This window comes from Nitrospirota bacterium, assembly GCA_040757335.1.
In the GTDB taxonomy this organism is placed as follows: domain Bacteria; phylum Nitrospirota; class Nitrospiria; order 2-01-FULL-66-17; family 2-01-FULL-66-17; genus JBFLXB01.
Genome location: JBFLXB010000037.1, coordinates 1 through 24,033 on the forward strand (window position 1 = coordinate 1; position 24,033 = coordinate 24,033).

21 protein-coding genes and 1 tRNA gene are annotated in these 24,033 nt (G+C 62.8%); 14 read left to right on the top strand and 8 right to left on the bottom strand.

The window, feature by feature from the left end; genetic code table 11:
- Positions 1-695: hypothetical protein (locus AB1451_15085; protein ID MEW6684220.1), on the top strand; the 695-nt coding region annotated here is incomplete at its 5' end.
- Positions 696-1,092: 397 nt separating this feature from the next.
- Here the strand turns inward: AB1451_15085 and AB1451_15090 are convergent.
- From AB1451_15090 to AB1451_15105, 4 genes are all read right to left on the bottom strand, one after another.
- Positions 1,093-1,608: a Uma2 family endonuclease gene (locus AB1451_15090; GenBank protein ID MEW6684221.1), complete on the bottom strand. Its 516-nt coding sequence runs from the start codon at positions 1,606-1,608 to the stop codon at positions 1,093-1,095.
- A gap of 390 nt (positions 1,609-1,998) precedes the next feature.
- Positions 1,999-2,415, bottom strand: coding sequence for a hypothetical protein (locus AB1451_15095; GenBank protein MEW6684222.1), 417 nt, complete (start codon positions 2,413-2,415; stop codon positions 1,999-2,001).
- Between the two features lie 22 nt (positions 2,416-2,437).
- The gene (serS, locus tag AB1451_15100; GenBank protein MEW6684223.1) at positions 2,438-3,724 is read right to left on the bottom strand and encodes a serine--tRNA ligase; all 1,287 of its coding nucleotides are present in this window, start codon (positions 3,722-3,724) and stop codon (positions 2,438-2,440) included.
- A gap of 89 nt (positions 3,725-3,813) precedes the next feature.
- Positions 3,814-4,680, bottom strand: a complete 867-nt coding sequence (locus AB1451_15105) for a methyltransferase domain-containing protein (GenBank protein ID MEW6684224.1) — start codon at positions 4,678-4,680, stop codon at positions 3,814-3,816.
- Between the two features lie 49 nt (positions 4,681-4,729).
- Between AB1451_15105 and AB1451_15110 the strand changes: the two genes are divergently transcribed.
- The 6 genes from AB1451_15110 to AB1451_15135 all read left to right on the top strand — a co-directional run bounded on the left by AB1451_15110 (position 4,730) and on the right by AB1451_15135 (position 8,845).
- Positions 4,730-5,692: an SUMF1/EgtB/PvdO family nonheme iron enzyme gene (locus tag AB1451_15110; GenBank protein MEW6684225.1), complete on the top strand. Its 963-nt coding sequence runs from the start codon at positions 4,730-4,732 to the stop codon at positions 5,690-5,692.
- Positions 5,689-6,477 (top strand): formylglycine-generating enzyme family protein, encoded by a 789-nt coding sequence (locus tag AB1451_15115; GenBank protein ID MEW6684226.1) that lies wholly within the window; start codon positions 5,689-5,691, stop codon positions 6,475-6,477. Before AB1451_15110 ends, AB1451_15115 begins: the two co-directional genes overlap by 4 nt.
- 219 nt (positions 6,478-6,696) lie before the next feature.
- Positions 6,697-6,768 (top strand) — tRNA-Met (locus tag AB1451_15120).
- A 142-nt stretch (positions 6,769-6,910) separates the two neighbouring features.
- The gene (locus tag AB1451_15125) at positions 6,911-7,447 is read left to right on the top strand and encodes a hypothetical protein (GenBank protein MEW6684227.1); all 537 of its coding nucleotides are present in this window, start codon (positions 6,911-6,913) and stop codon (positions 7,445-7,447) included.
- Positions 7,437-7,820 (top strand): hypothetical protein, encoded by a 384-nt coding sequence (locus AB1451_15130; GenBank protein MEW6684228.1) that lies wholly within the window; start codon positions 7,437-7,439, stop codon positions 7,818-7,820. Before AB1451_15125 ends, AB1451_15130 begins: the two co-directional genes overlap by 11 nt.
- A gap of 599 nt (positions 7,821-8,419) precedes the next feature.
- Entirely contained in the window at positions 8,420-8,845 is a 426-nt protein-coding gene (locus AB1451_15135) for a hypothetical protein (protein ID MEW6684229.1), read from the top strand.
- A 584-nt stretch (positions 8,846-9,429) separates the two neighbouring features.
- Here the strand turns inward: AB1451_15135 and AB1451_15140 are convergent.
- Together AB1451_15140 and AB1451_15145 are read right to left on the bottom strand one after the other, a co-directional pair.
- The gene (locus AB1451_15140; protein ID MEW6684230.1) at positions 9,430-10,656 is read right to left on the bottom strand and encodes an HD domain-containing phosphohydrolase; all 1,227 of its coding nucleotides are present in this window, start codon (positions 10,654-10,656) and stop codon (positions 9,430-9,432) included.
- Positions 10,631-12,898 carry a HEAT repeat domain-containing protein gene (locus AB1451_15145; GenBank protein MEW6684231.1) on the bottom strand — a complete coding sequence of 756 codons (2,268 nt, stop codon included), beginning with the start codon at positions 12,896-12,898 and terminating at the stop codon, positions 10,631-10,633. Before AB1451_15145 ends, AB1451_15140 begins: the two co-directional genes overlap by 26 nt.
- A 179-nt stretch (positions 12,899-13,077) precedes the next feature.
- Between AB1451_15145 and AB1451_15150 the strand changes: the two genes are divergently transcribed.
- The 4 genes from AB1451_15150 (at position 13,078) to AB1451_15165 (ending at position 19,745) form a co-directional block, all read left to right on the top strand.
- Complete coding sequence (locus AB1451_15150) at positions 13,078-13,455, top strand: DUF2294 domain-containing protein (protein MEW6684232.1); 378 nt, start codon at positions 13,078-13,080, stop codon at positions 13,453-13,455.
- Between the two features lie 247 nt (positions 13,456-13,702).
- Complete coding sequence (locus tag AB1451_15155) at positions 13,703-16,297, top strand: proton-conducting transporter membrane subunit (protein MEW6684233.1); 2,595 nt, start codon at positions 13,703-13,705, stop codon at positions 16,295-16,297.
- On the top strand, positions 16,294-19,383 hold the full coding sequence (locus tag AB1451_15160; GenBank protein MEW6684234.1) for a DUF2309 domain-containing protein: 3,090 nt from the start codon (positions 16,294-16,296) through the stop codon (positions 19,381-19,383). Before AB1451_15155 ends, AB1451_15160 begins: the two co-directional genes overlap by 4 nt.
- Positions 19,384-19,403: 20 nt before the next feature.
- Entirely contained in the window at positions 19,404-19,745 is a 342-nt protein-coding gene (locus tag AB1451_15165; GenBank protein ID MEW6684235.1) for a DUF190 domain-containing protein, read from the top strand.
- A 59-nt stretch (positions 19,746-19,804) separates the two neighbouring features.
- Here the strand turns inward: AB1451_15165 and AB1451_15170 are convergent, their stop codons facing one another.
- Positions 19,805-20,419 (bottom strand): 2'-5' RNA ligase family protein, encoded by a 615-nt coding sequence (locus tag AB1451_15170; GenBank protein ID MEW6684236.1) that lies wholly within the window; start codon positions 20,417-20,419, stop codon positions 19,805-19,807.
- A gap of 93 nt (positions 20,420-20,512) precedes the next feature.
- A complete protein-coding gene (locus AB1451_15175) occupies positions 20,513-20,713 on the bottom strand; it encodes a cold-shock protein (protein ID MEW6684237.1) in 201 nt (66 codons plus the stop codon).
- 345 nt (positions 20,714-21,058) lie between these two features.
- Here AB1451_15175 and AB1451_15180 point away from each other — a divergent pair, with 345 nt between their 5' ends.
- Genes AB1451_15180 through AB1451_15190 form a run of 3 tightly spaced genes read left to right on the top strand, consistent with a single transcriptional unit; the run spans position 21,059 to position 23,980 of the window.
- Positions 21,059-22,318: a citrate transporter gene (locus AB1451_15180; GenBank protein ID MEW6684238.1), complete on the top strand. Its 1,260-nt coding sequence runs from the start codon at positions 21,059-21,061 to the stop codon at positions 22,316-22,318.
- A 58-nt stretch (positions 22,319-22,376) separates the two neighbouring features.
- On the top strand, positions 22,377-22,979 hold the full coding sequence (locus AB1451_15185; GenBank protein ID MEW6684239.1) for a sigma-70 family RNA polymerase sigma factor: 603 nt from the start codon (positions 22,377-22,379) through the stop codon (positions 22,977-22,979).
- On the top strand, positions 22,976-23,980 hold the full coding sequence (locus AB1451_15190; GenBank protein MEW6684240.1) for a zf-HC2 domain-containing protein: 1,005 nt from the start codon (positions 22,976-22,978) through the stop codon (positions 23,978-23,980). The genes AB1451_15185 and AB1451_15190 overlap by 4 nt, the downstream gene beginning before the upstream one ends.
- Positions 23,981-24,033 lie beyond the last annotated feature (53 nt).

Sequence of the window (24,033 nt, forward strand, 5' to 3'; positions counted from 1 at the left end):
TCGGCCATCTCTTCCAGGGCCGGTTCAAGGCCATTGTCGTCGACAAGACGAGCTATTTGCTGGAACTGTCGCGGTATATCCATCTGAACCCGGTCCGCATCAGACAGCCGCTGGCCCTCGCACGCTACCCCTGGAGCAGCTATTGGGCCTATATCGGGCGGCGGGCGGCGCCGGCCTGGCTCACGCGTGGGGCCGTGTTGGACGAAGTGGGCGGCAGGGGGCCCCAGGCGGAACAGCGGTATCAGGCGTTTGTCGAAGACGGCGCGAAAGCGGGTGTGGCCAGTCCCTGGGCGCGGGTGGTGGCGCAGGTCGCCCTGGGCGATGAGCGCTTTCTAGCCAGCCTGCGGCGGCGGGTGCCGACGGCGGCGCATCGCGAGCTGCCCAGTCGCCGGCAGCTGGCCAAGCGGCCGTCGTGGCGCGCGATCGAGCGGGCCGTGCAGGCGGCGGCCGCGACACTCACAGCCTTGGAGCCGGGGCGTCGCCGCGATCCGGTGCGCGCGGTGTTGGTGTATGTGGCGCGTGAGCGGGGTGGGCTGTCGCTGCGCGAGGTGGCGCGTACGATCGGGCGGGAGGAGGCAACAGTGAGCCGGCTGGCGGGGCGGGTAGCGGCGCGGCGACGGACGGATCGGCGCTGGGATCAGGCCATCGCGCGGATCGAAGAGGGGCTGGCCGAGCCCCAGCGCGGTCCGGGATGATCGGACACACAGCAAGATGCTAGACCTGACCCCATTTAAATGACCTTCTGCTCCCTCTGCTCCCTTCACAGCAAGATGCTAGACCTGACCCCATTCAGTGACCCCATTCAGCAAGATGTGACCCCATTCAGCAAGATGTGACCCCATTCAGCAAGATGCTAGACCTGACCCCATTCTGCTCCCATGTTTAAATGACCCTCTCCCATGTTTAAATGACCCTTCACAGCAAGATGCTAGACCTGACCCCATTTAAATACTGACCCCATTTAAATACGTGACCCCATTTAAATACGTGACCCCATTTAAATACGAGAGGTTGTGGGTGGAAAGCGGACAGCAGAATCGTGACGGTCCTCGGTCGACGTCACGGGGTCGCGTCGTGCGACTTGTGAACCAGCTAGTCGAAGATCTGGGCCAAGGGAATCTGGAGCTCCTGAAGCAGGGGGCTGGTGAGAACGTCGTTGGTTTCGCGGGACCATTCGTCGGCACGGTCATAGCCGTTGGGTCCGAGGCGATACACCTTGACCCGTTCGAGCTCTGGATCGACGATCCAGTACTCAATGACGCCGTAACGTTCGTACAATTTGCGTTTTGTTGTTTCGTCTGTCTTGCGCGTGGCGGCTGACAGTATTTCGATCATCAGTTCGGGGGCGCCTTGGATGGAGTTTTCGGTGATGATCGACTCTCGGTCCTTTGAGATGAAGAGCAGATCGGGCTGGACCACGTCGGTGGGCGACAAGACCACGTCGGTGGGAGCGTCGAATACTTGCCCAGCTTTGGTTCGGCGTAAGAAATCTTTCAACAGGTACAACAGGTTTCCCGAGATCTGTTGGTGGCGGGTGGAAGGCGCCGGGGTCATATAGTGCTCTCCGCTGATGATCTCGTGGCGTTTCCCGTCGGCAGGGAACAGCATGTAATCTTCGTAGGTTAACTTAAGATGTGCGGCGCGACCCGACATGACTTGTCTCGAACTTTTGGTTTCATCGTAAATCAGTGGACAACGAGGTGTCAAACCGCCCGTTCATCGAGCGACCCTTCAGTTCGCCTTTCGTCCACGTACCTATGCACAAGCTACACCCGACGGTGCGGGAAGACGGGCCCCTGTTCCAAGGACGCAGGACCGCATCGGTTTGGCCGAGTGACGGTTCGAGTAAGTATTAGAGTAACGAAGTCCGGCCCACGCAAGCTCAGGGTCAAGACCTGGCGGCGGGAACTAGCTCCGGTCAAGCTGCGCGTCAGCCGACGCGATTCAGGAGCCCAGTTGTGATGGCTCGCGCTTTGTCTGCTTCGCGCCGTTCTCCCGTCAGTCCACGTACGGCTCGAAGTTGCCCCAGCGGGCGATTTTCTTCTTGGTGCGGGCGTCGTAAATGTCGAACGCGATAAAGCCTTCTTGGCCGTCCAGGAAGTAGGTGTTCGCGTACTGCAGGAAGGTCTTCTTGGCCTTGGGATCCGCGTTGTCCCAGCCGGGACCAACGTAGAGAAACGGGACCTCGTTCTCGATTTTCCAGTTGTCCACCAGCCCCAGGACCTTGGCCTCGTCGAGCTTGACCCGAGCGTGCTCTTTTTGTTGCGCGGCCTGCTCCGGGGTGCGGTCGGATTTGACCAGCTTCTTCGCGGGCTCTTTGAGCGTTCGACGCGTGGCGCCGAACGCCGTTGACGCAGATGTTTCACCGGGGCCGTTCTGAAAAGCTGCGAACCATTCCCTGAGCCGCTTAAACACGCTGTTCCTCCTTCCGGCGCGCTCACGCCGTACGAATGATCTCCAGTCCGCCCATGTAGGGGCGGAGCGCTTTGGGGACCGACACGGTCCCGTCTGCCTCCTGATAGTTTTCCAAGATCGCGACCACGGTCCGGCCCACCGCCAGCCCCGAGCCGTTGATCGTGTGAATGAAGTCGGTTCTCTTGCCCCCGGCCGGGCGGTACCGAATCCCGATGCGGCGGGCCTGGAACGCTTCAAAATTGCTGCACGACGAGATTTCGCGATACGTCTGCTCGCTGGGCAGCCACACCTCCAGGTCGTAGGTCTTGGCGGCGGCGAATCCCAGATCGCCGCCGCAGAGCGCCACCACGCGATACGGCAACTCCAGTGCGGTCAGAATCGCCTCGGCGTGGTGGGTCAGACGCTCCAGCGCGTCATAAGATTGTTCGGGCGTGGTGAGCATCACCAGCTCGACCTTGTTGAACTGGTGTTGGCGGATCAGGCCGCGCACGTCTTTTCCGTACGACCCCGCCTCGCGGCGAAAGCAGGGCGTATACGCGGCGTAGGCCATCGGCAGCGCGGAGTCGGGAAGGATCTCATCGCGATGCAGATTCGTCACCGGAACCTCCCCGGTCGGAATCAGGAAGTAGTCCTCCGCGGCCAATCGAAAGAGGTCGTCTTCGAACTTGGGGAGCTGCCCGGTTCCGGTCATGCTGGCGCGGTTGACGAGCGCCGGGGGAAGCACCTCGATGTACCCGTGCTCCATGGTGTGTCGATCGAGCATCAAGTTGATCAGCGCGCGTTCGAGCCGAGCCCCGGCTCCGCGATACACGGTAAATCGCGATCCGGTGATCCGAGCCCCGCGTTCGAAGTCGAGGATACCGAGCCGTTCACCGAGGTCCCAGTGGGGGCGGGGGGTGAACGCGAACTGGCGCGGGTGGCCGACCCGGCGGAGCTCCACGTTGGCGGACGCGTCTGCGCCTTCGGGGACCGACTCGTGGGGAAGATTCGGTAACGCGAGCAGGCTGGCCTGTAGGTCGGCGTCGACCGCTTGCCAATCGGCTTCCAGCCGCTTGAGCGCGTCGCCCTCCTCCTGCACGCGGGCACGAAGCGCGTCGATCTCGCTTGCGGGTTTGCCCGCGCGTTTGAGTTGCGCGATCGAGTCCGAGGCCTCGTTGCGGCGTTGTTTCAGCGCGTCGATGTCGTGCTGCAGGCGCCGTCGCTCCTCGTCGCGTCGGCGCAGCGCGGCCAGATCGGCGCTAAAGCCGCGCTTGCGAAAGCCGGCTTCCACGCGCGAAACATCCTCACGGAGGATACGGAGATCCAGCACGGCGGGATGCTACCACGCCCTCTTCGGGGCAGTCAATTTAGCCCGGATTAGGCATGACGGTTCGTCGCGAACCCGCGCAGACGCGTGGGCTACGGCTTGTCCGCGACCGCGAGGAGCGCCTGGTTGGGCAGGGCGATGCCGTCGCCGTCGCGGAACCGCGCGATTTCCGCCAGCGCCCGCGCCTTGAACGCCACCTGCGCGTGGCAGGACATTTTCGCGAAAACGTCTTTCCATAACGGCGAGTCGGCGGAGAGGTCCCAGTAGTCGAGCGGGGTGGGGAACCGGTAGGTCACGGTGAACGGTTCGATGCGGGCGCCGGACCACCCGGCCGCGGTGAGGACGCGAGCCAGGGCTCCCGGTGCACCGAGCGACACCATTCTGGGCTCGGGCGGGAGGTCGGCGGGCGGGAGATAGTCCGCGAGGAGTCGCCAGACCGTGTGGACGGACGTGAGCTGAGGGAGCGGGCCCCACACCGCGATCGCCACCCGGCCGCCGGGCTTCAGCACCCGCCACATTTCACGCGCGCCCGAGACCGGGTCATCGAACAGCATGAGGCCGAACCGGCAGACCACGCGATCAACCGACGCGTCGGGCAGGTCGAGTCGCTCACCGGGCATCACGCGAAACGTGACGCCCGTGAGGGATTCGTCGGCAGCTTTGGTGCGCGAGCGCTCGACCATCGCCTCGGCCGAGTCCACGCCGGTGACCGTCACGCGCGGGCCGAACCGTCGCGCGATCGAGAGCGCAGGCTCGCCGGTGCCGCACGCCACGTCGAGCACGCGCTGGCCCGCGCGCGGATCGAGCAGCTCGATCAACCGGTCGGCAACCGGCTGGATGTACGGCACCCAGCGATCAAACGACGCGGCCATCGCGTTCCAGTCGATCGGGGGAGCTGCCGGCGCGATGGGGAGGGAAGGCTGATCCACGGCCGCATTGTAACGATCGTGGCGGTACACCGCAACCTGACCTTGACGCCGTTGACGGGCACCCGCTATTCTGCCCGACATGCGGTGGCCGTGGGGAGCGGTGCTGATCGTGGCGGTTGCCGCGGGATCGGCGGCAGGAGGGTGGCGCGTGGCAGGGGATCCGCACGGAGCGTTTCCCGACGCGCGGCCGCGAGGGGAGTGCCGGGCCTGCCACCTCCCCACCCACCCCGCCGACATCGCGTTGCTCGACCGGCAAACCTGCCTTGAATGCCACGTGGCGGCGCGGGCGAGCGAAGATACGCGGGTCTTGCCGCCGATCGACGATCGCACGCGAACGGCGCGATCCCCTGACAAACCGCTGGCAGTGAGCAGCGACATGGTTCAGATTCCCGCCGGACCGTTCCTGATGGGCTACGACAAGCGCCACCCGGACGAGGGTCCGATGCACACGCGGGTGATCGACCATCCGTATTGGATCGATAAACAAGAGGTTACCAACGCGGCGTATCACGCGTTCGTGACGGCCACCAAACGGCCGTCACCGGACCATTGGCGAAACGGCGCGTTCCCACCGGGAGACGACCGCATACCCGTGGTCTACGTCACCTGGTTCGACGCGCACGACTACTGCGCGTGGGCGGGCAAACGCTTGCCCACCGAGGCCGAGTGGGAAAAGGCCGCGCGCGGCACGGACGGCCGCCTGTTTCCCTACGGCGACACGTTCGACGCCAAGAAATCCAACTCCCCGCAAAGCGGCATCGGGCGCTTGATGCCGGTGGGCAGCTTTCCCCAGGGCAAGAGTCCCTACGGTCTGTTCGATGTCGCCGGCAACGTGTGGGAATGGACCGACACTTGGTATCAGCCCTACCCGGGCAACTCGCACCCCTCGCCCAATTACGGCGAGCAGTACAAGGTCGTACGAGGAGGATCCTACGTGGACTGTTCGTTTTATCGCTGCGGCCTCTCAGCACCCACCTTCAATCGCGGGTTTTTCAAGCGCGAAACCAAAAACAGCGGGTTCGGATTTCGGTGCGCGCGATGAGTGGTGAAAAGATCGCCCACTCGGTTTTGCTGTGCCTCGTCCTCACGGCCTGCACACCAACTCCATCCGACATGGTGCAGATTCCGTCTGGCTCGTTCATGATGGGCAGCGACAAGGAGGACACCGAGGGCAAGGGCGCGGAATTCGGGATGGCCAAGCCCCTGTATCTCGACGAGCATCCCCGGCACGAGGTCAAGCTGTCGACCTATTACATCGATCGATATGAGGTCACCAATGCGCAATACCAACGCTACGTGAGCGCGACCAAAGCGCGACCGCCCCGGAGTTGGCCCAACGGGCAATTGCCGCAGGGGCGCGAGCAGTATCCCGTAACGCACATCAATTGGTACGAGGCGCAGCAGTACTGCGCGTGGGCGGGCAAACGCCTGCCCACCGAAGCCGAGTGGGAAAAGGCCGCGCGCGGCACGGACGGCCGCGAGTACCCGTGGGGCAATGACTTCGACGAAAAGAAGGCCAACACCGGCGGTTCAGGTGTGAACGATCTCGCACCGGTCGGCAGCTTTCCGCAAGGCAACAGTCCCTACGGCGTCGCAGACATGGCGGGCAACGTGTGGGAGTGGACCGCGGACTGGTACGAACCCTATCCGGGCAGCACCTACGAGAGCAAGGACTTCGGCCAGAAGTTCAAAATCCTGCGCGGATCGAGCTGGGGCGGCACCGGCCACTACGCGCTCAATTACTTCTATCGCAGCGCGCACCGGTTCCGGATCGAGCCGGAGATGAGCTTTGCGGATGCAGGGGTCAGATGTGCGAAGTCCGGCTAGCGCACGGCCGCCGATAACGGGCCATCTGCGGCGTTGTCGCTGCGCGTCCGCTCCTCACGTACGACCCAGTACGCTGCGGTGCGGGCGCTCGTTCCGCCTTGCATCTGGCCCATTCTCGACGGCCGAAAGAAGACGGGCTAAGGGCGGCCAGCTTGACCCATGCGGATTAAACGTGATAGAAGGTCACGCTCTTCGCAACACCTCTTCTCAGACCACATCGGCGGCGTAGCTCAGAGGTAGAGCAGGTGAATCATAATCACTCGGCCGGGGGTTCGAATCCCTCCGCCGCCATTTACTTTACTGTGGGGTTAAGGTCAGCGCAGCGTAGGCGCCGGGAGCCGATGGATCGAAGAGGGTAGTTATGACCGAGAAATCAGTTCAGATATCCGATTCGCGGTGGGATGGCAGGGTCCCTTGGTCACTGCGTAATCCGATGATTCAGATCGAAGGAGATCATCGGCAGTTGTTCGACGGTCTCAGCGGACGTTTGAAACAGTTTGCACTCTACGGTGAAGGTGGGCCGAGCTTGGTGGGGGACTATTTCGGAGCCCAGGTGGACACGGCGTCGTTGCGCCTCTTCCGTCATCAAACGGGGACCCATCCGGCTGTGGAGTTGGAACAGTATTTTTCACCCGAGGGGATACATAGACTTCTGGCGTTGCCTGTCGTTCGCGTTACTGAAATTTTATCGAGTGGTCACAAGGTCGACCTGGCCAAACAGGAGCGGGAGCGGCTAAAAGCAGAGAACCGAAGGTTTCTTGAGACTCGCCTCTCTGTCCTCGAATCCATTTTGCATGTGATTCCCGCTGGGAATGCACGTTCGAATCTGATCGTGGACATGAGGAGGATTTTTGCCTACAGCGGAGTCTCACTTGATATTGAGGGAGATCCGCCGTCGATTATCCCACTCGAAACAGCCGTTGCTCCAGCATGGAGTCATAAACAACCTCCTCCCGCGTTTGGCGGCTAAGTATCCCGCACGAGCCCAGGAACTCATTGAAGCCTATCAACGGCTACTGAAAGGGGACAAACCCGATGAGATCTTCGCCGGAGCTTTTAAAACGCTGGAGGAACTCGCACGGTCAATGGCTGGCGACTCCAAATTCGAATTCAAGAAAACAGATCTGACCAAGTATTTTCCGCAGCTTCATCCAACGATCCACGAGCGGATCGCCAAGGTAGCAGCTCATCGTGGCGACAAGGCGTCGCATGGGCGGTCGGCACCATCACAGCACGAAATTCGATATCTGCTCTTCGAAATCTGCAACATTGCCCTTTTGCTGTTAGATCATCCCGCAATGCCGGGGACCGTGCTGAGCCGACCGGTTGACGGAGGAAATTAAGAGCTATCAAAATGACTTGCCAATGGCCTTCTATGGTAGGCGCTGTAAGTAATCTGACCCTGGCGAGTCTGGTTGCCCCTGGTCGTGGCGGCGCGGCCTAGGGGTAGGGGCGAACACAGTTGCAAAACTGTTCGCAGTTCGGCTATAAAAAAGTCCCAATGCTATCGCCATTGTCGCTTTCCGAGGACAAGATGAGCGATCTCCTTCCTGATGGGGTGGCTGACCTATCGGACCATCGACCCGCGAAACCCGGCGGAGAAGCTACTCGTCCGGTTTCCGCAACCACTAATCGAGCATTGGCAGAAATACGTTCCGGTTCAGTTTGCGAATTTGGGGATTGCCGTTCCGGAGGTGCTGGACCAGCCACGGAGAATTTTCCACGGGGTGCGTCGGTCTCATAACGAGGGCGGCTGGTGTTACATTGGTATCCCACAGCGTTGGACCGTTCGGGAGAATGTGACGGCACCATTTCCGCCCGGGAAGGTTTTCGCGGTTTACTTCAACCTGCAGTTCGAGTGCTATACTTTTCGCGCAGAATATGCGGATCCTGTTGATCCGCTGTGCCCAAAGGACTGGCAGCACCGGTACGAGAGTTTAGTATGGAAGAGCGCCCACTAAAAGAACACCTCGCAAAGCTTGGGCCCCCTTCTCCTATTAGTGCCCAAGAACGTGTTCCCCGGCCCTGGTTCAACCCCTTCGGGGATTGTATCGAGTTTCAGTCGGAGTCCGTGGCTGTTGTTGCAGACCGTATTGATGACTTCCTCACACTCTACAGGTCTGCAGAGAATAACGAAGTCATCGGCTTTCAGCTCAAAGACGTCACGGCCTTGCTCCGAGACCTTGGTTACCAAGACCTTGAGGTGAGATGGTCAATGGATGACAAGAGGATAGTGTCCTTGACGGCGCTCTTGTTGAAAGCATATGGACGATCCAACCTCACGATCCACAGGCTCTCGGGGTATTCCCAGGCGATCCGGACAATCGAAGACGATGAGGTGGAAGTAGAAACAGCATCGGCTTGTTAGCAACGCGCAGCTGCTTCCCCGCCCCCCCCATAACGGTCCGGTTCCGACGTTACTCCACCTCATACACCGACCAGCTGCCGCAGCGGGCGCGGGTCACGATGAGGGGGCAGCCCGCCGCTGCCGGTCGGCGCGCCAGGCCGTGCGGATCAGGCGCTCGGGTGGATCTGATCCATTTCGCTCAGCTCGCGCAGCGCCGCCACATCATCCCGGAACAGGTTTGGGTCTGGCTTGCCTTTGTGGCCATTTGACGTCGCTGTTCATCAGAACACCCCATTCGGGGGGTTGTTTTGGCGGCTTAAGTCTCTCAGTATGGCGCTGTGATCCCAGAAGGGACTAGACCCGAACGGAGGAGGGCGCCATGAATCAGCGGGATGCGGTTCGAGGCGAGTCGGAGGTTGTGAGCCGTACAGAGGATTTGCACTGGCTATTTGCGGAGCCTGGACGGGTGCCGATTGCGGACGCGGCAGCGGACGAACGGCACCGCCACCTTCGCGAAATGCAGCGCGCGTTTCTCAGGAACAGAACGTCGTAGGAAGAATCGGCTGACGTTGTGAGGGGCAGCGGGGTCTCACCGCGGCTGCGCCCTACGTCTTTCGCGATTTCATGAACGCGAAGAAGTGATCCACGAGGACCGGGTCCAGGTCCTTGCCCCTGTTGTTCTGCATGATCTCGTAGATCTGTTCCGGCTCCATCGCGTCGCGGTAGGGGCGGTTGCTGCGCATGGCGTCGAAGTGGTCGGCGACCGCGGTGAGCCGGCTCGCGATGTGTTGCGGGCGGTCGCGCGTGAGGGTCGGGTAACCGGTGCGGTCGTACTTCAGATGGTGCTCGTACGCCACGATGGCCGCGACCTTGGGGATTTCCGGATGGCAGAGCAACTGGGCCGCACCGTGCACCGGGTGCGTTTTCATTTCTTCCTGCTCTTCCGGGGTGAGTTTGCCGGCCTTGTGCAGGACATCCACGGACACTTTCGTTTTGCCCACGTCGTGGAGCAGGGCGCCGAGGCCGAACGCGTGGACCGCGGCTTTGGGAAAGCCGAGCGATTCGGCCTGTGCCATGGTCAAGATCGACAGATTGATGGCGTGGACGTGGGTGTATTCGTCGTAGGCTTTGAGTTCGGCGAGCGGGATGAAGGACTGAAAATTCGCGTAGAGGCTCTTCTCGAGCGTGAGCATGATGCGCTCCACGTGGGTGATGACCACGTCCTGGATCGTCGTCCAGTCGATGTAGGTGTCGCGCAGAATCTTGGCGGCGTCGTCGAGTTGAGGTTGTCGCGAGGATTTCGAGATCGCGAATCCCAGGTTCTGGACCGCGCCCGGAACCACGGTCGATCCCGTGTCGTCGATGGCCACGTCGCCCAGCGTCACGTGCTGGGATCGGAAGCAGGGCTTTTCGGCCTCTTTGGTTCGTGGTGCGGCCAAGACATCCACCAGCGACTGAATCTCATCCGAGGTTAATCCCCTCCGGATCGAGAGCACTTCCACGCCTTTGTCGCGAAGAGCGACCGCGAGGTCTCCGGTTCCCTTGCCCCGACCGCCGAGCAAGCGATCGTCGACGAAAATCTGATCGTCGATGATCACAAACGTGCGCTGATCGCGGTCCGCGAACAGGTCGTTGATCGCGTATTGCAATGAGGCCACCCCGGCGAGCGCTTGAGGGTGACTTGCGGGATACAACGTCCGGTCGGTCAAGACCTTGCCGATCGCCCGCAGGAACCGCTCGGCCGCGTCCACACGGGTCGCGGGCCCGGGTTCGGCCGGCGCGCCGCCGGCACGAGCGAGGTTGCCGTCAAACGGGGTCTTGGGGGCTGACATGAGCCGTCTCAGCAGGCGCGTCCTGGGGCACTTCTGGCGCGGTTTCGGTGTCTGTCTCCGCGGGAACGCTTCGGGGTTGCTCCTGGATTGGGCCGGGGACGAGGGTCGTCCGCGTTTCTTCCCGCCCGCGGATGGCGGCCAGGGCTCTGGTCGCGGCGGACCGCAGCGCCCGGGTCTTTCGCCATGACCAAAAGCGGAACAAATGATGCCGCGTCACCGCGTTCAGGAGGGGCACCATGACAGACGTCCCGGTCTGTTCGATCACCCGCAGCAGCGCGATCTGGCGCTCGCGCTGCCTCCCGCTCGAGTCTTGAAGTAACCGATCGCTCGCCAACTGCAGCGACGCCTCGTCGGGGCTCGACACCAGATGCGTGACGGCGGCTCGAAACACCTTGGGGTCGTCATCGTCCAACGCGCCCCTGAGGGCTTGCAGGAACGCGTGGCCGCGAGGGGCCAACGTTCCCAGCGTCTGAAAGGCGGCGAGGCGGACCTGGGCCGACTGATGCTGCAGGCATCGCGTGACTTCGGGGACCGCCTGCACCGCGACCAGATCGCGGAGCAAGAGCAACATGTTGCGCACGACGTACCACTGCGCGTGCCGAAGGCGTTCGGTCGCCAGCGGGACCACCGCATCGCCGCAGTCGCGCAGCAGCGCGAGCAGGCGCTTGCGCGCTTTGAGATTCTGCTCGCTTTCCAGCTTGTCGAGCAGCAACGGAATAATGCTGGGTCCGACGATTTCCAGGAGCTGGGCGAGCACGTCGCGTTGTTGCCGGTGATCAGCGCCGCCCTCGAGGGGCCCGAGCAGGTGGTGCGCGAAGTCGGCCTGAAAGAGGGTGACCACGCATTCCCGGAAGAACTCGCGTTGGTCGTCCGCTGCCGAGGCGTACCGTTTTCCCAGGATCGTGATCGCTTCGTTGAACACGGAAGAGGCGTGGTCGCCCGTGCCCCTGGCGATCAACTCCCGTAACGAAGCGACGGTCCGACTGTATTGTTCCGTCGATCGGATCGGGGCTTCGAGCATTTCCAGCATGATGAGCGCCAAGTGGTGATCGACCGCCCCGTCATCGAACTCCGCGGCGCCTGCCGGCGATCCCGCGGTCGGGGAAAGCGCGTGTTCGGAGAATTCTTCGTCGAGCAGGGCGCGGTATTGCGCCGGATAGAACGTCCGGTCCGCCCGCTTGGTGAGCAGTTCCTGTAGCAGGTCCTTTTGATCGCCAAGCTTGGTTTCGAGCGATGCGGCCAGGGTCTGGTCGGATTCCGCCAGGGTCACGAATTTTTTCAGTAAACTCAACGTGGGCAGCGACACGTTGCGGTTGGAGACCTGGAGCTGCTCAAGGATTTCGACCAGCATGGGTGCGGGGAGCGCATCCGCGAGAGCCTCCGCGGCCGTGCTCTCTTGACCCGCAGGGTCGAGTGCCGCGCGGAAGAGTCGCTGGCGGACCTCCGGGCTGAGATTGGCGAACAGGCGGTGGAGCTGTTGATTCATCTGGGCGCGCTGTTCCCTGGACGCGGTCGACGTGGCTTTTTCGTGAAGATAGCTCACGATGGTCCGCTCGTAGGACTGCTCGCCGGTCTTTCGTTGCAAGCCCATGAGGTTGATGGCGGCAGCGAGTTGTTCGGCGTCCACAGCTTCCGCGTCGTTCGACGAGAGGGTGGCGCGAGATTCGTCGGACAACTCCCCGGTCATGAGGCGATTGACCAGGCCGCGCCAGAGGTGCGGCGCTTCGGTCTGGTCGGCGCCGGCCGAATCGGCGTCGGTCGCGGCGTCGCGGTCTTTGACGGCTCCCTGGAAGCTGATGAACTGAAACGCGATGGAAGGCACTTCTCGGCAGAACCGCTCGATCGACTGGTCGCGTTCCTCAGGCGATGCCAATCCCCGGCACTCGGCCAGTACTTGGAGAAAGCCGTGGATATCGGCCTCGGTCGCCTCTCTGCGGAACGTCACGCCCGCCACATTGATCTGATTCAGCAGCCTGGCGAGTTCGCGAACAACCGGGTTGCCGGTTGCGATGGGAGCGCCTTGGTACAGGATTTCGTCCTTGGTCACCCCGATCTGGAGCGCGTCGTGCGATCCAAGCACGGCGTGATACTGCGCGGTGAGCGACGCCACCACTTGCGGGATAATTGCGTGAGCACCCGAGTACATGGAGTATTTTCTGATCCCGACTTGCAGGTCGGTCAGCAGGCGCATGAGTTCGTGCGGATTGACGGTCGGCGCCGTGGTTGGAAGCGGGCTGTCCAAGATTCCGGGCCTCCTGGTCGCGCCCGACAACGGTACCGCCAATCCTCAGACTGTCAACCCGCAATGTTCGAAATCTCCGATTAATTCAGTGGGTTAGAAACAGTCTTGCGCGGCGGCTCTGGCGATTGCGCTCGGATTGCCGATCCGGTATGCTGGGACCTCCTCTTCGGACGCCTCGGATGCCCCGGACCATTGGCCAGGTTGAAGCAGAGATCGCTGCCGCGCTCATCCAGTTTGAGAAGGACTTCTTGGGGCGTGGCCCCAAAGAGACGAAGGCGTACATCATCGACGACATGGTGCTGATCCGGCTCAAAGGCGTGCTCACGCCGGCGGAACAGCAACTGGCGAAGAACGCGGAAGGGACCGAGCTCATCAAGCGCCTGCGATCGAACCTACTCGAACAGGCCCGGGAGCTTCTGTCCGGGACCATCGAAAAGATCACAGGGTTGGGCGTCACCAGTCTCTACACCGACATCAGCACCAGGACCGGGGAGCGCATTATCCTGTTCACGCTGACGGAGAATCTCTCGGAGCGGTTTCGAAACAACCTGGGTTGACTTCGTGCCAGATCCTCGGCTTTAATTGAAAAAAAATTTCGGAAGACAGCCTGAAGGATTCCCTACGGAATCGGTCGGACTGTAGGCCGACCCCCTTGATGCAGGCGGGTCGGCTTTTTGTTGGCAAACAGGCTACGGGACAGCCGACACTGATCTGCGGCGGTCCCGTGGAGGGTCGGCCGGCACAGGTCCTTAGTGAAGGATCAATGCCGGCCTTCGTATGTGTGGTCCAGTCGAGGGACGTTCGGTGTCGCACTACTACCCGCTGCTGATCCCCCTGGCGCCGCTTGTCGCGGCCCTGTTGACCGCTCTGCCCGGTGGCCTGATCACCGAGCGGAGCTATCGGATCGGGGCGGTGGCGCACCTCGTCGCGTTCGTCATGGCGGTCCTGCTGCTCTACCAGGTCGCTGCGCCGGAACAGGCCGCGATCCGTCTCTCCCTCTGGGCTTCGCCATGGAGTGGGGTGCCGTCGTTCGAACTGGCCATCGACCGGTTAGCCGCTGTCATGATGGTGCTGATCTCCGGGATCGGCTCGGTGCTCTATTACTATTCGATCCGATACATGCAGCAGGAACGGGGGCGCGCCAGGTATCAGACGCTGTTGGCGCTCGCCATCGCGACGCTGCTTTTCATGGTCTCCAGCGCCAATCTGATGATGCTCTTCTTGTTCTGGCAACTCCTGAGCTGGCTCCTCTCGCTCCTGGCCCACAACTATGCGCACCCCCCCACGGTCCAGGGCGCGTTCAGGACGTTCATCATGCTGCGGGCAGGGGATGTGGCCTTTCTTGCGGGCATCGTGCTGGCCTATCACCTCTACGGGACCGTGGAGTTCTCGCAGCTGTTTGCCCGAGCAGCCGACGATCACACCACGTTGTCGCTCTGGTGGCCGGGCAGCGGACTCGAGATCAGCGGCGCCACCGCGGTGACGCTGTTGATCTTCATCGGGGCCATGAGCAAGTCGGCCCAGTTTCCGCTACACATGTGGCTGCCCGATTCGCTCTATGCGCCCACGCCGATCCATGCCTTGCTCCACGCAGGTATCATCAATGCCGGCGGATTTCTCTTGAATCGTCTGGCTCCGCTCTACGGCCTCAGCCCCCTGACCCTGCACGTCGTGTTCGCCGTGGGGCTGCTCACCGCGCTGCTGGGCGCCGCCATGATGCTCACCCAGAACGACATCAAGAAGACGCTCGGCTACTCCACGATCGGCCAGATGGGCTACATGATCATGGAGTGCGGGCTGGGGGCGTTTGCCCTCGCGGTGTTCCATCTCATCGCGCATGGTCTCTTCAAGGCCACGATCTTCCTCAACTGCGGCAACGTGATCCATGTGGCCCGCCAGGAGCCCAGGGTGCCTCATAGGATCGACGCGGGAGCACCAACGGACTTTTCAGGCGTCACGTGGGCGACCGGATTTCTCACGTCGCTCCTTCTCCCGCTAGTCATTCTGTTGGCCGCGCACGGCGCTCTGCAGATTCCCTTATGGGATTCGCAGGGTGTGGTGATTTTCCTGTTCTTTAGTTGGGTGACCTCCTCCCAGGCGATCCTGACGCTCTATCGCCTCCGCGCGATCGGCTCCTGGAAAGTGGCGGGGATCATGTTGCTGACGCTGGTGCTGGTGATGTCCACCTACCTGTTCGCGGCGGAGCGCTTCACTCATTTCCTCTATCCAGCGCCGGGCGAAGTGAGCGCCTACTTCCACGCCGCTGCTCTGCCGGTCTGGCTGTTCGACGGCATGATCGCGGCCACGGCGCTCTTCGTCACCATGGGTTGGATCGTGATCTACGCCAAGAGCCATGGTCGATCGATTCATCTGCCGGAATGGATCAGCGCAATACAGATCCGAAGTTATCTCGTTTTCATGAATCGTCTCTACTTGGATGGCCTCGCGCTCAGGCTCCGCCAAGGTTTCGGGCGGGCCATCAGTCGGCTCGATCGGAGCAGGGGGTTCCTGCTGGTGAGCGCGGTGATCGCCCTGGCCCTCGCCGCGGCGCGAATGGGAACCTCATCGACGATCGAACACGTCGCCTTTTTGTGTCTGTTCGCCTTCATGCTTCCGCTCTTTCCGGTGCATGGGTTCTATGTGGCCGCCCTGACCCGATTGCCGGGATACGCGTCCATCCTGTTGGCGATCGTCTTGCCGGTCGCGGGGCTTGGGGGCGTGGCTGGCTTGCTTTCCGAGCTGCCCGCGGAGCTGCTCAACGGCGTGAGCGTGTTGGCCGTGTTCGGCACCGTCTATGGATCGATCAAGGCGCTGGCTCAGCAGCGGGTCGCCCGCCTGGTGGCTTACGGCGGGCTCTCGTTCTATTCCATGCTCTGGTGGCATTTGGCCGTTGCTCAGATCGCAACCCCCCAGGCGATCGTGTATGCCACTTCGGTGGCGCTGGTCACCGGCGGGTTGCTCGTCGCTTGGCGTGCGGTGCACACGCGTTACGGCGATCTGGCGCTCGGCCGGCTCGGCGGGCTGGCGCGACCCATGCCCCGGTTTGCCGTCCTGCTCGCGCTCTTGGTGATGGCGGCCGTGGGTCTACCCCCCTTCGGGATGTTTTCGGGTTACGTAGCCATGCTGCTCCACCCGTCGATGGCGCTTTCCCTCGGCATTTCCGTGGGGCTGACGATCATCTTGGTGGCCTGGTTCACCGCCTCGTGGTATTTGTTCGCCTTGATGCAGCGGGTGCTCTTCGGCCCGCACCGTTCGGATCTTCCGTTCGACGATCTGGGCCCAGCCGAGCTCGCCCCGCTGGTGCTGGTGCTGGTGCTTCTGCTGGTCCTGGGCATCGCCCCGCACCAACTGGTCGATTTCTTCGGCGCCAATACCCTCACGGCTTGGAACGCGCGGTGAACCCCGTGGAGCAGATCACGTCCTACAGCGATACTCAGCGGATGCAGCTCCGAGCCGTGATCCTACTCTCGAGCGAGATCATCGCTCCCTGCTGGCCCATGCGCACGTTCGTTCATCACAATCCGCTCCACGGGTTGGAGGAACTCCATTTCGAGGAGGCTGCGCAACGGGCTCAACAGGTGTTGGGAGGGAAGGGATTTCTGTCGCTTGAGCTGTTTCGCGACTATGCCCGTTCGGGCCGGATTCTTCCCCGGCACATTGACGCCGCGCTGAAGTCGCGTGTGCATGACAAGCAGGTCACGCTGGGAGATCACCAGATCACCGATTTCGACGTGCTGCGAGCCCAGCTGCTCCACGGTCTCTCGGCCCCTCCGGAAGACGTGCTCGACGCCATGATCGCCCGCCGTCCGGATCGAACCGTGATCACCGCGCTCGCGGATCACCTCTCCCGCGGCCTGGAACCGGCCAACGTGGAGGAGGCGCAGGGAGACGACGATCCGGCTGTTCTCGGCCGCCACGCCACCCTGGCGTCGTGGTGCGATCGCACGTTGGGGACCGACATCACGGCCGGGATCAACCGGGAAATGATCAAGTGGTGCGAAGCGTTCTTGGACGAAGCCCATGCGGCCTGGGCAATGCCCGGCCGGGAGAACGGTTTCTACGCGGCCTGGAGGTCGCTGGCCGCGCTGGAGTGGTCGCCCTGCGGCATCCCCCAGAGCCGCCGGAAGCTTGCCCGCTTGCCGGCCCATCCGGAAGATGCGCTGCTTGACCATCTGGCCGCGCTCGGCGTTCCGCCCGGCCTGTGGCAGGGCTATCTCGCGTTGCATTTCGCAGCCCTGCCCGGGTGGGCGGGCTTCATCAAATGGCGCGCGGATCAATCCGACTACGAGTGGCAACAGGCCCATCCCATCGACCTGGTCCAGTACCTTGCCGCGCGCCTCTGGTACGAACGCGAGTTGGTGCAACAGGCCTGCCGGACGGAACTCGGAATCGATGGAAATGTCCAGGCGATCCGGGGCGCAGCGGCATCGAAGGACTCGCCGGAGACGGACCGCACCGGGCTCCGCCATCGATCATGGTCGTGGCGGCTCGTGGCGCTTGCGACCGCGTTGGACCTCGCGCCCTCGAGTCTGATGGACACGGCGCCGGACACGCTCAAGACCGTGCTGAACTGGCAGGACAGCTTCCCGGAATCACGCCACGGGCCGGTATGGCTGAACGCGTTCGAAGCCGCCTATCAAGAACAGCTTCTGGCGACACTCCGGCCCAACCACTCCAAATCGCCCTCGGCGACACCGGTCCGTCCGCAATCACAGGCCGTGTTTTGTATCGACGTGCGCTCCGAATCGCTCCGGCGCCACCTCGAAGCCGTCGGCGACTACGGCACGTTCGGCTTCGCCGGCTTTTTCAGCGTCTTCATCCGGTACCAGGCCATGGGAAGTACTCACGACACCGATCAGTTTCCGGTGATCATGAAGGCCAAAAATACGGTGCGTGAAGTGCCCCGGATCTATCACAGCCAGCTGCTCTCGCGGCATCGGGCCGGGACCAAATTGCTGCACGCGGCCCATACGCTGCTGCACGATCTCAAAGAAAACGTCGTGACGCCCTATGTCATGGTGGAGTCCCTCGGCTGGTTCTACAGCCTGCCCCTGATCGGCAAGACGGTGTTCGCCTCCTGGTATCACACGTGGGCCGAGCGGCTGCGGCGCATCTTCGTGCCGCGGGTCTCCACCAGCCTGACCGTGGACAAGCTGTCGCGGGAGGAGGTCACCGAGATGCTGGCCGCCGAGCAGCGCGGGATCATCCGCCGCGCCCTGCAGGAACGGTTCGGAGACCGCGATCTGAATCTGTCGCTCGAGCGCCTGGAATACCTGCGCAAACGGGCGTTGGACGAGAGCCACGGCGGTGATCACGCACCGAAGGGATCGCTTTCCGCCGAGGAAGAGGGGGCCTTCATCCAGGTTTTGCGCGAGCAGTACCGCATCAACCCCGGCGGAGCCTTCGCACGCATGGAGCGCATCACGCGCATGGGTTTCACCCTCGCGGAGCAGGCTTTCACGGTAGAAACCGCACTCCGGATGATGGGGCTAACCGAGAATTTCTCCCGCCTGGTCCTCTTCTGCGGCCACGGCAGCACGTCGGAGAACAATCCGTTCGAGGCGGCTCTCGACTGCGGCGCGTGCGGCGGCAACACGGGGAAGCCGAACGCGCGCGTCCTGGCGATCATGGCCAACAAGGCGCCGGTGCGCGAGGCGCTGGCGAAGAACGGCCTCGTCATTCCCCAGGACACGTATTTCATCGCCGGCCAACACGACACCACCACGGACACGGTCGAGCTCTTCGATCTGGAAGACATCCCGCACACCCATCTCAACGACCTGTTGCGCTTGGATCGCGACCTGGCGGAGGCGGGCCGGCGGAACAGCCGGGAACGGTGCGGGCGATTCCCGGAGCTTCCGCCCGCGCTCTCGCCCGCAAAGGCCGGGCGTGAAGTCCGGCGGCGGAGCGGCGATTGGAGCCAGGTCCGGCCGGAGTGGGGACTGTCTGGCAATGCCGCCTTCATTATCGGGCGTCGGGCGCTGACCCAAGGCATCGATCTCGGAGGGCGGGCCTTTCTCCATTCGTACGACCATCGGGGGGACGCGACCGGCCGGTTGCTGGAGATCGTGATGACCGGGCCGCAAGTCGTGGGCCAATGGATCAACATGGAGCACTATTTTTCGACGGTGGATACGGAGGTCTACGGCAGCGGCAGCAAGATCTACCACAACGTGGTGGGACGGTTCGGCATCATGTCTGGTCCCCAAAGCGATCTCCGCACCGGGCTGGCCTGGCAAACCGTCATGTCCGGGCCCCGGCCGTATCACGAGCCCATGCGGATGCTCACCGTGATCGAAGCGCCCCGGGAACGGATCCTCCAGATCATCCGGCGGCACCGTCTCCTTCGGCAGCTCTACGACAACGAGTGGGTCCGCCTGGTGGCGCTTGACCCGGACCACGAAAGTTTCTTTTACTACGTGCCGAGGCAGGGATGGACGCCGGTGCACGATGACGGCCCATCGCTTCGAACCGCCACCAATTGATTGATCAGGAGGACCACCGCATGACCGGCCTCACGCTTCATCCCATGAAGGAAATCAGGATCATTATCCAAGGCGAACACGTGAAATACGCGATCGACTTGTTGGAGAGCAACAAGGCGACCGGGTACACGATCTTTCACAACATTTCGGGAAAAGGGCACCACGGGTTCCATACCGCCCATCCGATGTTTAATGAAATGGACAGCCTGGTGATGTTGGTAACCGTGGTGCCCCAGGAGAAGGTGGAGCCGATTTTGGCCGGCTTGAAGCCGCTCTTCGATCGCTACACCGGGGTGATGTTCGTTTCCGACGTGGCGGTGAGCCGCGCGGAATACTTCTCCGGGCCGGGCGAGAAGCCGTGACGGTTCGTTTTGCGCGTGTTGGTCCGGGCTCCGGGCGCGCGCCCCGCAGTGCGGTCGCCCTACTTGCGGTCTTGTAGCGAGACTTCGAACACAATTCGCCGGCACGTGCAGCGCGGCCCGAGGTGACAGAGCGCCAGGCGCGGGGCTTGTCCGGGCGCGGGCAATGGAACCCCTTCCGGTACGGTGCCCACCCCCAGCGTGATGTGCGGCCAGAACCGGTCGAAACTCGCACTGGCCGGGTACTCGTTCACCCAGCCCAGCGTGCTCGCCGTCACTGACGCCGGGTCAACGAACATCTCGGGCGTCGCGTGGTGGGTGAACCACGGTGCCGTGGCTCGCATGACCGCTTCGTGCAAAGCCTGAAGCGCCGGGTTGCGGGCGATTTCCAGGCTGCTGACCGTCTCACCCGTCTGTGAGGACCGCACCGACACGCCTGTAAACGTCAGCTCAACGGGCTGGTGTGAGTTCGCGAGGGTGGTCAGAGCCTGTGCCAGCGACGGGATGGTTTCTTCCACAACACAGCCCATGGCCAGCGAGACGTGCGGCACACAATCGGTGCGGCTCAGCGCGATAGGCGCCGGGCTCACGCGCCGAAGCGCGCGATTGAGGGAGATCGCGTGATCCATGATGTCCCCCGATGGGAGCAGGACGACGTCGATGGCCAACGCACCCACGGGAGCAGCCTATCACGCGCGACGCCGATGCGGCCATAAAAATACAAAAGGCCCGGGGGGAGTGTCCCCGGGCCTTTTGAGTGCGCGCAATGGTTAGACTTTCACCACATTCGCTGCTTGGAGCCCCTTCGGCCCATTCACGACTTCAAATTCCACCTCTTGACCTTCGTCCAGAGACTTGAATCCGTCACCTTGAATGGCGGAAAAGTGCACGAAGACGTCTTTGCCCTCGTCTTGGGTAATGAACCCGTAGCCCTTGCTGCCGTTGAACCACTTCACTCGGCCTTTCGCCATGTAACAATCACCTCCCTTCCACAGAATTCGGGACTGACCCCGTGGGTATCGATCGGAGGCGTGTTCCAAGGCGAAAAAAAACCGCAGCTCGTGCTTCAATGGCTGCGGTTGCGTTCCACTCACGACCTGTGACCACCCCAACTGACACCTGCGAAATGTATACCACGAGCGCGGGCGGGATGTCAACATAGCCCTTCGCCGTTGTGAGCGGATGGGCTGGGGGCTAGGGATCGTGCGACGGTCGCGCGTGCGTGATGGATACTCGTCGGTTGACCTTTCTCGGCCGCTCGGGTAGAAAGTCGTTCGTGTCCGCTGTCCGCCCGTTCGATTCCGCGCTCATCAAGCGTGCCTAAGCATCGCCTGCTCCTGAAGGGTCTCGGCGTACTCGTGACGTGCGTGTGGCCTCACGTGGCGTACGCAGCCCCAGCCGAGTCCTCGCCTGCCTCGGTGACCCTTTGGGGGATCCCGGTCGCGTTCGTCCTATTCGGAGTGACCTTGCTGGGAGTAGCACTCTTGCATCGGTGGACGTTCGAGGTTGCGGTCACCGGGCTCGCAGTGATCGTCACGTACACATTGGTCACCACCGACCTAAACCTCGTCGCACACCTCAGGCATGAGGCGCGATTGCTGGCCAATCTCTTAGGGCTGCTCTTGGGCTTCGCAATCCTGGCCAGGCAGTTCGAGGACTCGCACGTCCCCGAATGGCTGCCCAAATGGTTACCAGACGACTGGACCGGCGGCTTCGCACTGTTGGGACTCGTGGCTGTGTTGTCCACGTTCCTGGACAATATCGCGGCCGCCATGATCGGCGGCGTTATGGCCAACAAGCTCTATAAGGGGCAGGTGAGCGTGGGGTTCTTGGCCGCGATCGTGGCGGCGGCCAACGCAGGCGGGGCCGGATCCGTGATCGGCGACACAACCACCACCATGATGTGGATCGCGGGCGTTCCCGCGCTTCACGTGGCCGAAGCGTTCATTGCGGCCGCCGCTGCGGTGGTGTTCTCGGGGATCGTTGCTGGACGGGCGCAACACCGACGCCAACCGATTCTCAAGGATCCGCACCGAGCTCGGCGGATCGACACCGGGCGGCTGGGGGTCGTGGGGCTGATGATCGCGGGAACCATCACGGCGAATGTGGTTCTGGACTTTCCCGCCGTGGGGCTGTGGGTGGCGATTCTGCTGGGAACCGCTATTCGGCCCACACCGTGGGGTGAACTGTCGCGCGCTGCCAAGGGCAGCCTGTTTCTTTGTTCGCTGGTGTTGTCCGCGAGTCTGATGCCGGTTAAGGCGTTGCCCGACCCCTCCTGGCAGACCGCGCTGGGGCTGGGATTCGTCAGCGCGGTGTTCGACAACATTCCGCTGACCGCGCTCGCCTTGTATCAGGGCGGCTACGACTGGGGCATCCTGGCCTTTACCGTGGGGTACGGCGGGTCCATGATCTGGTTCGGGTCGTCGGCCGGCGTGGCGATCTGCAACCTGTTTCCGGAAGCGAGAGACACCGCGCGTTGGCTGGCCGAGGGCTGGCACGTCGCAGTGGCGTACGTGGTGGGGTTCTTTGTCATGCTCGCCCTAATCGGGTGGCATCCGGATGTTCTGCCGCACTGAACGACAAGGCGCGTGATCCGGACGAGGACTCTCCCGTGGACCTTTGAGGCGCGTTACGTTGTCTAAACCTGGCGATGAGACCGATGACGCGACGTGGGTGCAGCGGGTCCAGGCCGGCGAGACCGAGGCCTTCGACACCTTGGTGCGCCGCTATCAGACGCCGATCTACAACGTGCTCCTCCGATGGCTGGGCGACCGTGACGAAGCGGCCGAGGTCGCGCAAGACGTGTTCGTGGCGGCGTTCCGGGCGCTGGGTCGCTTTCGCGGCGAGGCCCGGTTTTCCACCTGGCTCTACCAGATCGCGATCAACCAGGCGAAGAACCGACGCAAGGCCCTTGCGCGCGCGGCCACACACGTGGTCCACAACAGCGGCGATCCAGAAAACGATCCGCTCGATCGAGTTCCCGATCCGCGACCGAATCCTTCGGATGAGATCGAACGGCGGCAACTGCAGCGCGTGGTCCAAGGGGCGATCAATGGATTGGACGCTGACGACGCCCTGGTGGTCATCCTACGCGATCTGCAACAACAGTCGTACCAGGAGATCGCGCGCATATTGGCGGTGCCGGAGGGAACCGTGAAGTCGAGGCTGTACCGCGCACGCCAAGCTCTCAAGGCGCGGCTCGTGCCGTGGGTCTCTTCGCAGCGGATTCGTTTATGACGTGCGATGCCATTCAAGAGCGTCTTGCCGCGTATGTGGAGCGGCAGCTCGACCCCGAAACGCACCGATTGGTCGAAACGCACCTGGCGTCCTGCCCTACCTGCCGGGCAGAAGCCGAGGCGCTGGCTGGCGTGATCCGGGCCGTGGCGGATCTGCCGGTGGAAGCTCCGCCGCCCGGATTCTCGCAAGCCGTGATGGCGAGGGTGCGGGCTGAACCGCGCGCTCCCACGGTGTGGGAACGGCTGTTCGTGCCGCTCTGGATCAAACTGCCCGTGCACGCGGTGGCGTGGATCGTGGTGATTGCCGCCGGGTGGTATCTGTTTCGCGCCACCCCGCCGGTCCAGGTGCAGGTCGCGCAACGGAGTGAAGAAGTGGTGGGTGGCGCGGCCAAGGGTGACGAGCTCCCTGCCGAGCCTCACCCTGGTCCGCCTCCGGAAACCGCAATCGCACCGACCGAGAAGCTGCCCACAGCTCCTGGCGGCCTGAAACCGCCGGCAACCGATGCGGATGTTCGGAGGATGGAGACGTTCGAGCGGCAGACCAAAGACGAGGCCGCTCCCGGTCGATACGACGCGAAGAAGGAATCGGGGTCTCGGACCACGCCTTCATCGGTCCAGTCGTTTTCCGAGCCCGACCAGGAACTGACAGTGGCCTTGAATGACCCCCCCGGAGACGAGCAGGCCCTCGCGCGCGTACGCGCCGCGGTCGAGCGAGCAGGCGGCTCGCCGCTGCCAACGGCCCCAAACACGTCGGACACCGTATGGCTCACGATCAACGCTGATCGAGTGGATGTCCTGCGTCAGGAATTGCGGCTCCTTAGCCGTGTCCCGCCAGACCAACCAGGCAAGGGCGATGGTCCGTCGATGTCGGCTGCCGCCCCACCGGCCTCGCTCAACACCCCGCTCGCCGGACCCGGAGTGAAAACCGACGATGCACCGGTCGCCAAGGTTCGGGTCCGGGTCACCATCCAGTGGGCCGCGCCCCAACAATCCCTCCCGTAGCCTGGAACTTTTCCCGAATCGCGTTGTCTCACTCGCCGAACCCCATCAAGGGG

Excerpts from the sequence above, each read along its gene's own strand:
- AB1451_15110 (MEW6684225.1), top strand. The coding sequence starts at position 4,730 with ATGCGGTGGCCGTGGGGAGCGGTGCTGATCGTGGCGGTTGCCGCGGGA.
- AB1451_15175 (MEW6684237.1), bottom strand. The coding sequence starts at position 20,713 with ATGGCGAAAGGCCGAGTGAAGTGGTTCAACGGCAGCAAGGGCTACGGG.
- AB1451_15090 (MEW6684221.1), bottom strand. The coding sequence starts at position 1,608 with ATGCTGTTCCCTGCCGACGGGAAACGCCACGAGATCATCAGCGGAGAG.
- AB1451_15190 (MEW6684240.1), top strand. The coding sequence starts at position 22,976 with ATGACGTGCGATGCCATTCAAGAGCGTCTTGCCGCGTATGTGGAGCGG.
- AB1451_15140 (MEW6684230.1), bottom strand. The coding sequence starts at position 10,656 with ATGTCAGCCCCCAAGACCCCGTTTGACGGCAACCTCGCTCGTGCCGGC.
- AB1451_15135 (MEW6684229.1), top strand. The coding sequence starts at position 8,420 with ATGGAAGAGCGCCCACTAAAAGAACACCTCGCAAAGCTTGGGCCCCCT.
- AB1451_15165 (MEW6684235.1), top strand. The coding sequence starts at position 19,404 with ATGACCGGCCTCACGCTTCATCCCATGAAGGAAATCAGGATCATTATC.
- AB1451_15150 (MEW6684232.1), top strand. The coding sequence starts at position 13,078 with ATGCCCCGGACCATTGGCCAGGTTGAAGCAGAGATCGCTGCCGCGCTC.
- AB1451_15115 (MEW6684226.1), top strand. The coding sequence starts at position 5,689 with ATGAGTGGTGAAAAGATCGCCCACTCGGTTTTGCTGTGCCTCGTCCTC.
- AB1451_15125 (MEW6684227.1), top strand. The coding sequence starts at position 6,911 with ATGATTCAGATCGAAGGAGATCATCGGCAGTTGTTCGACGGTCTCAGC.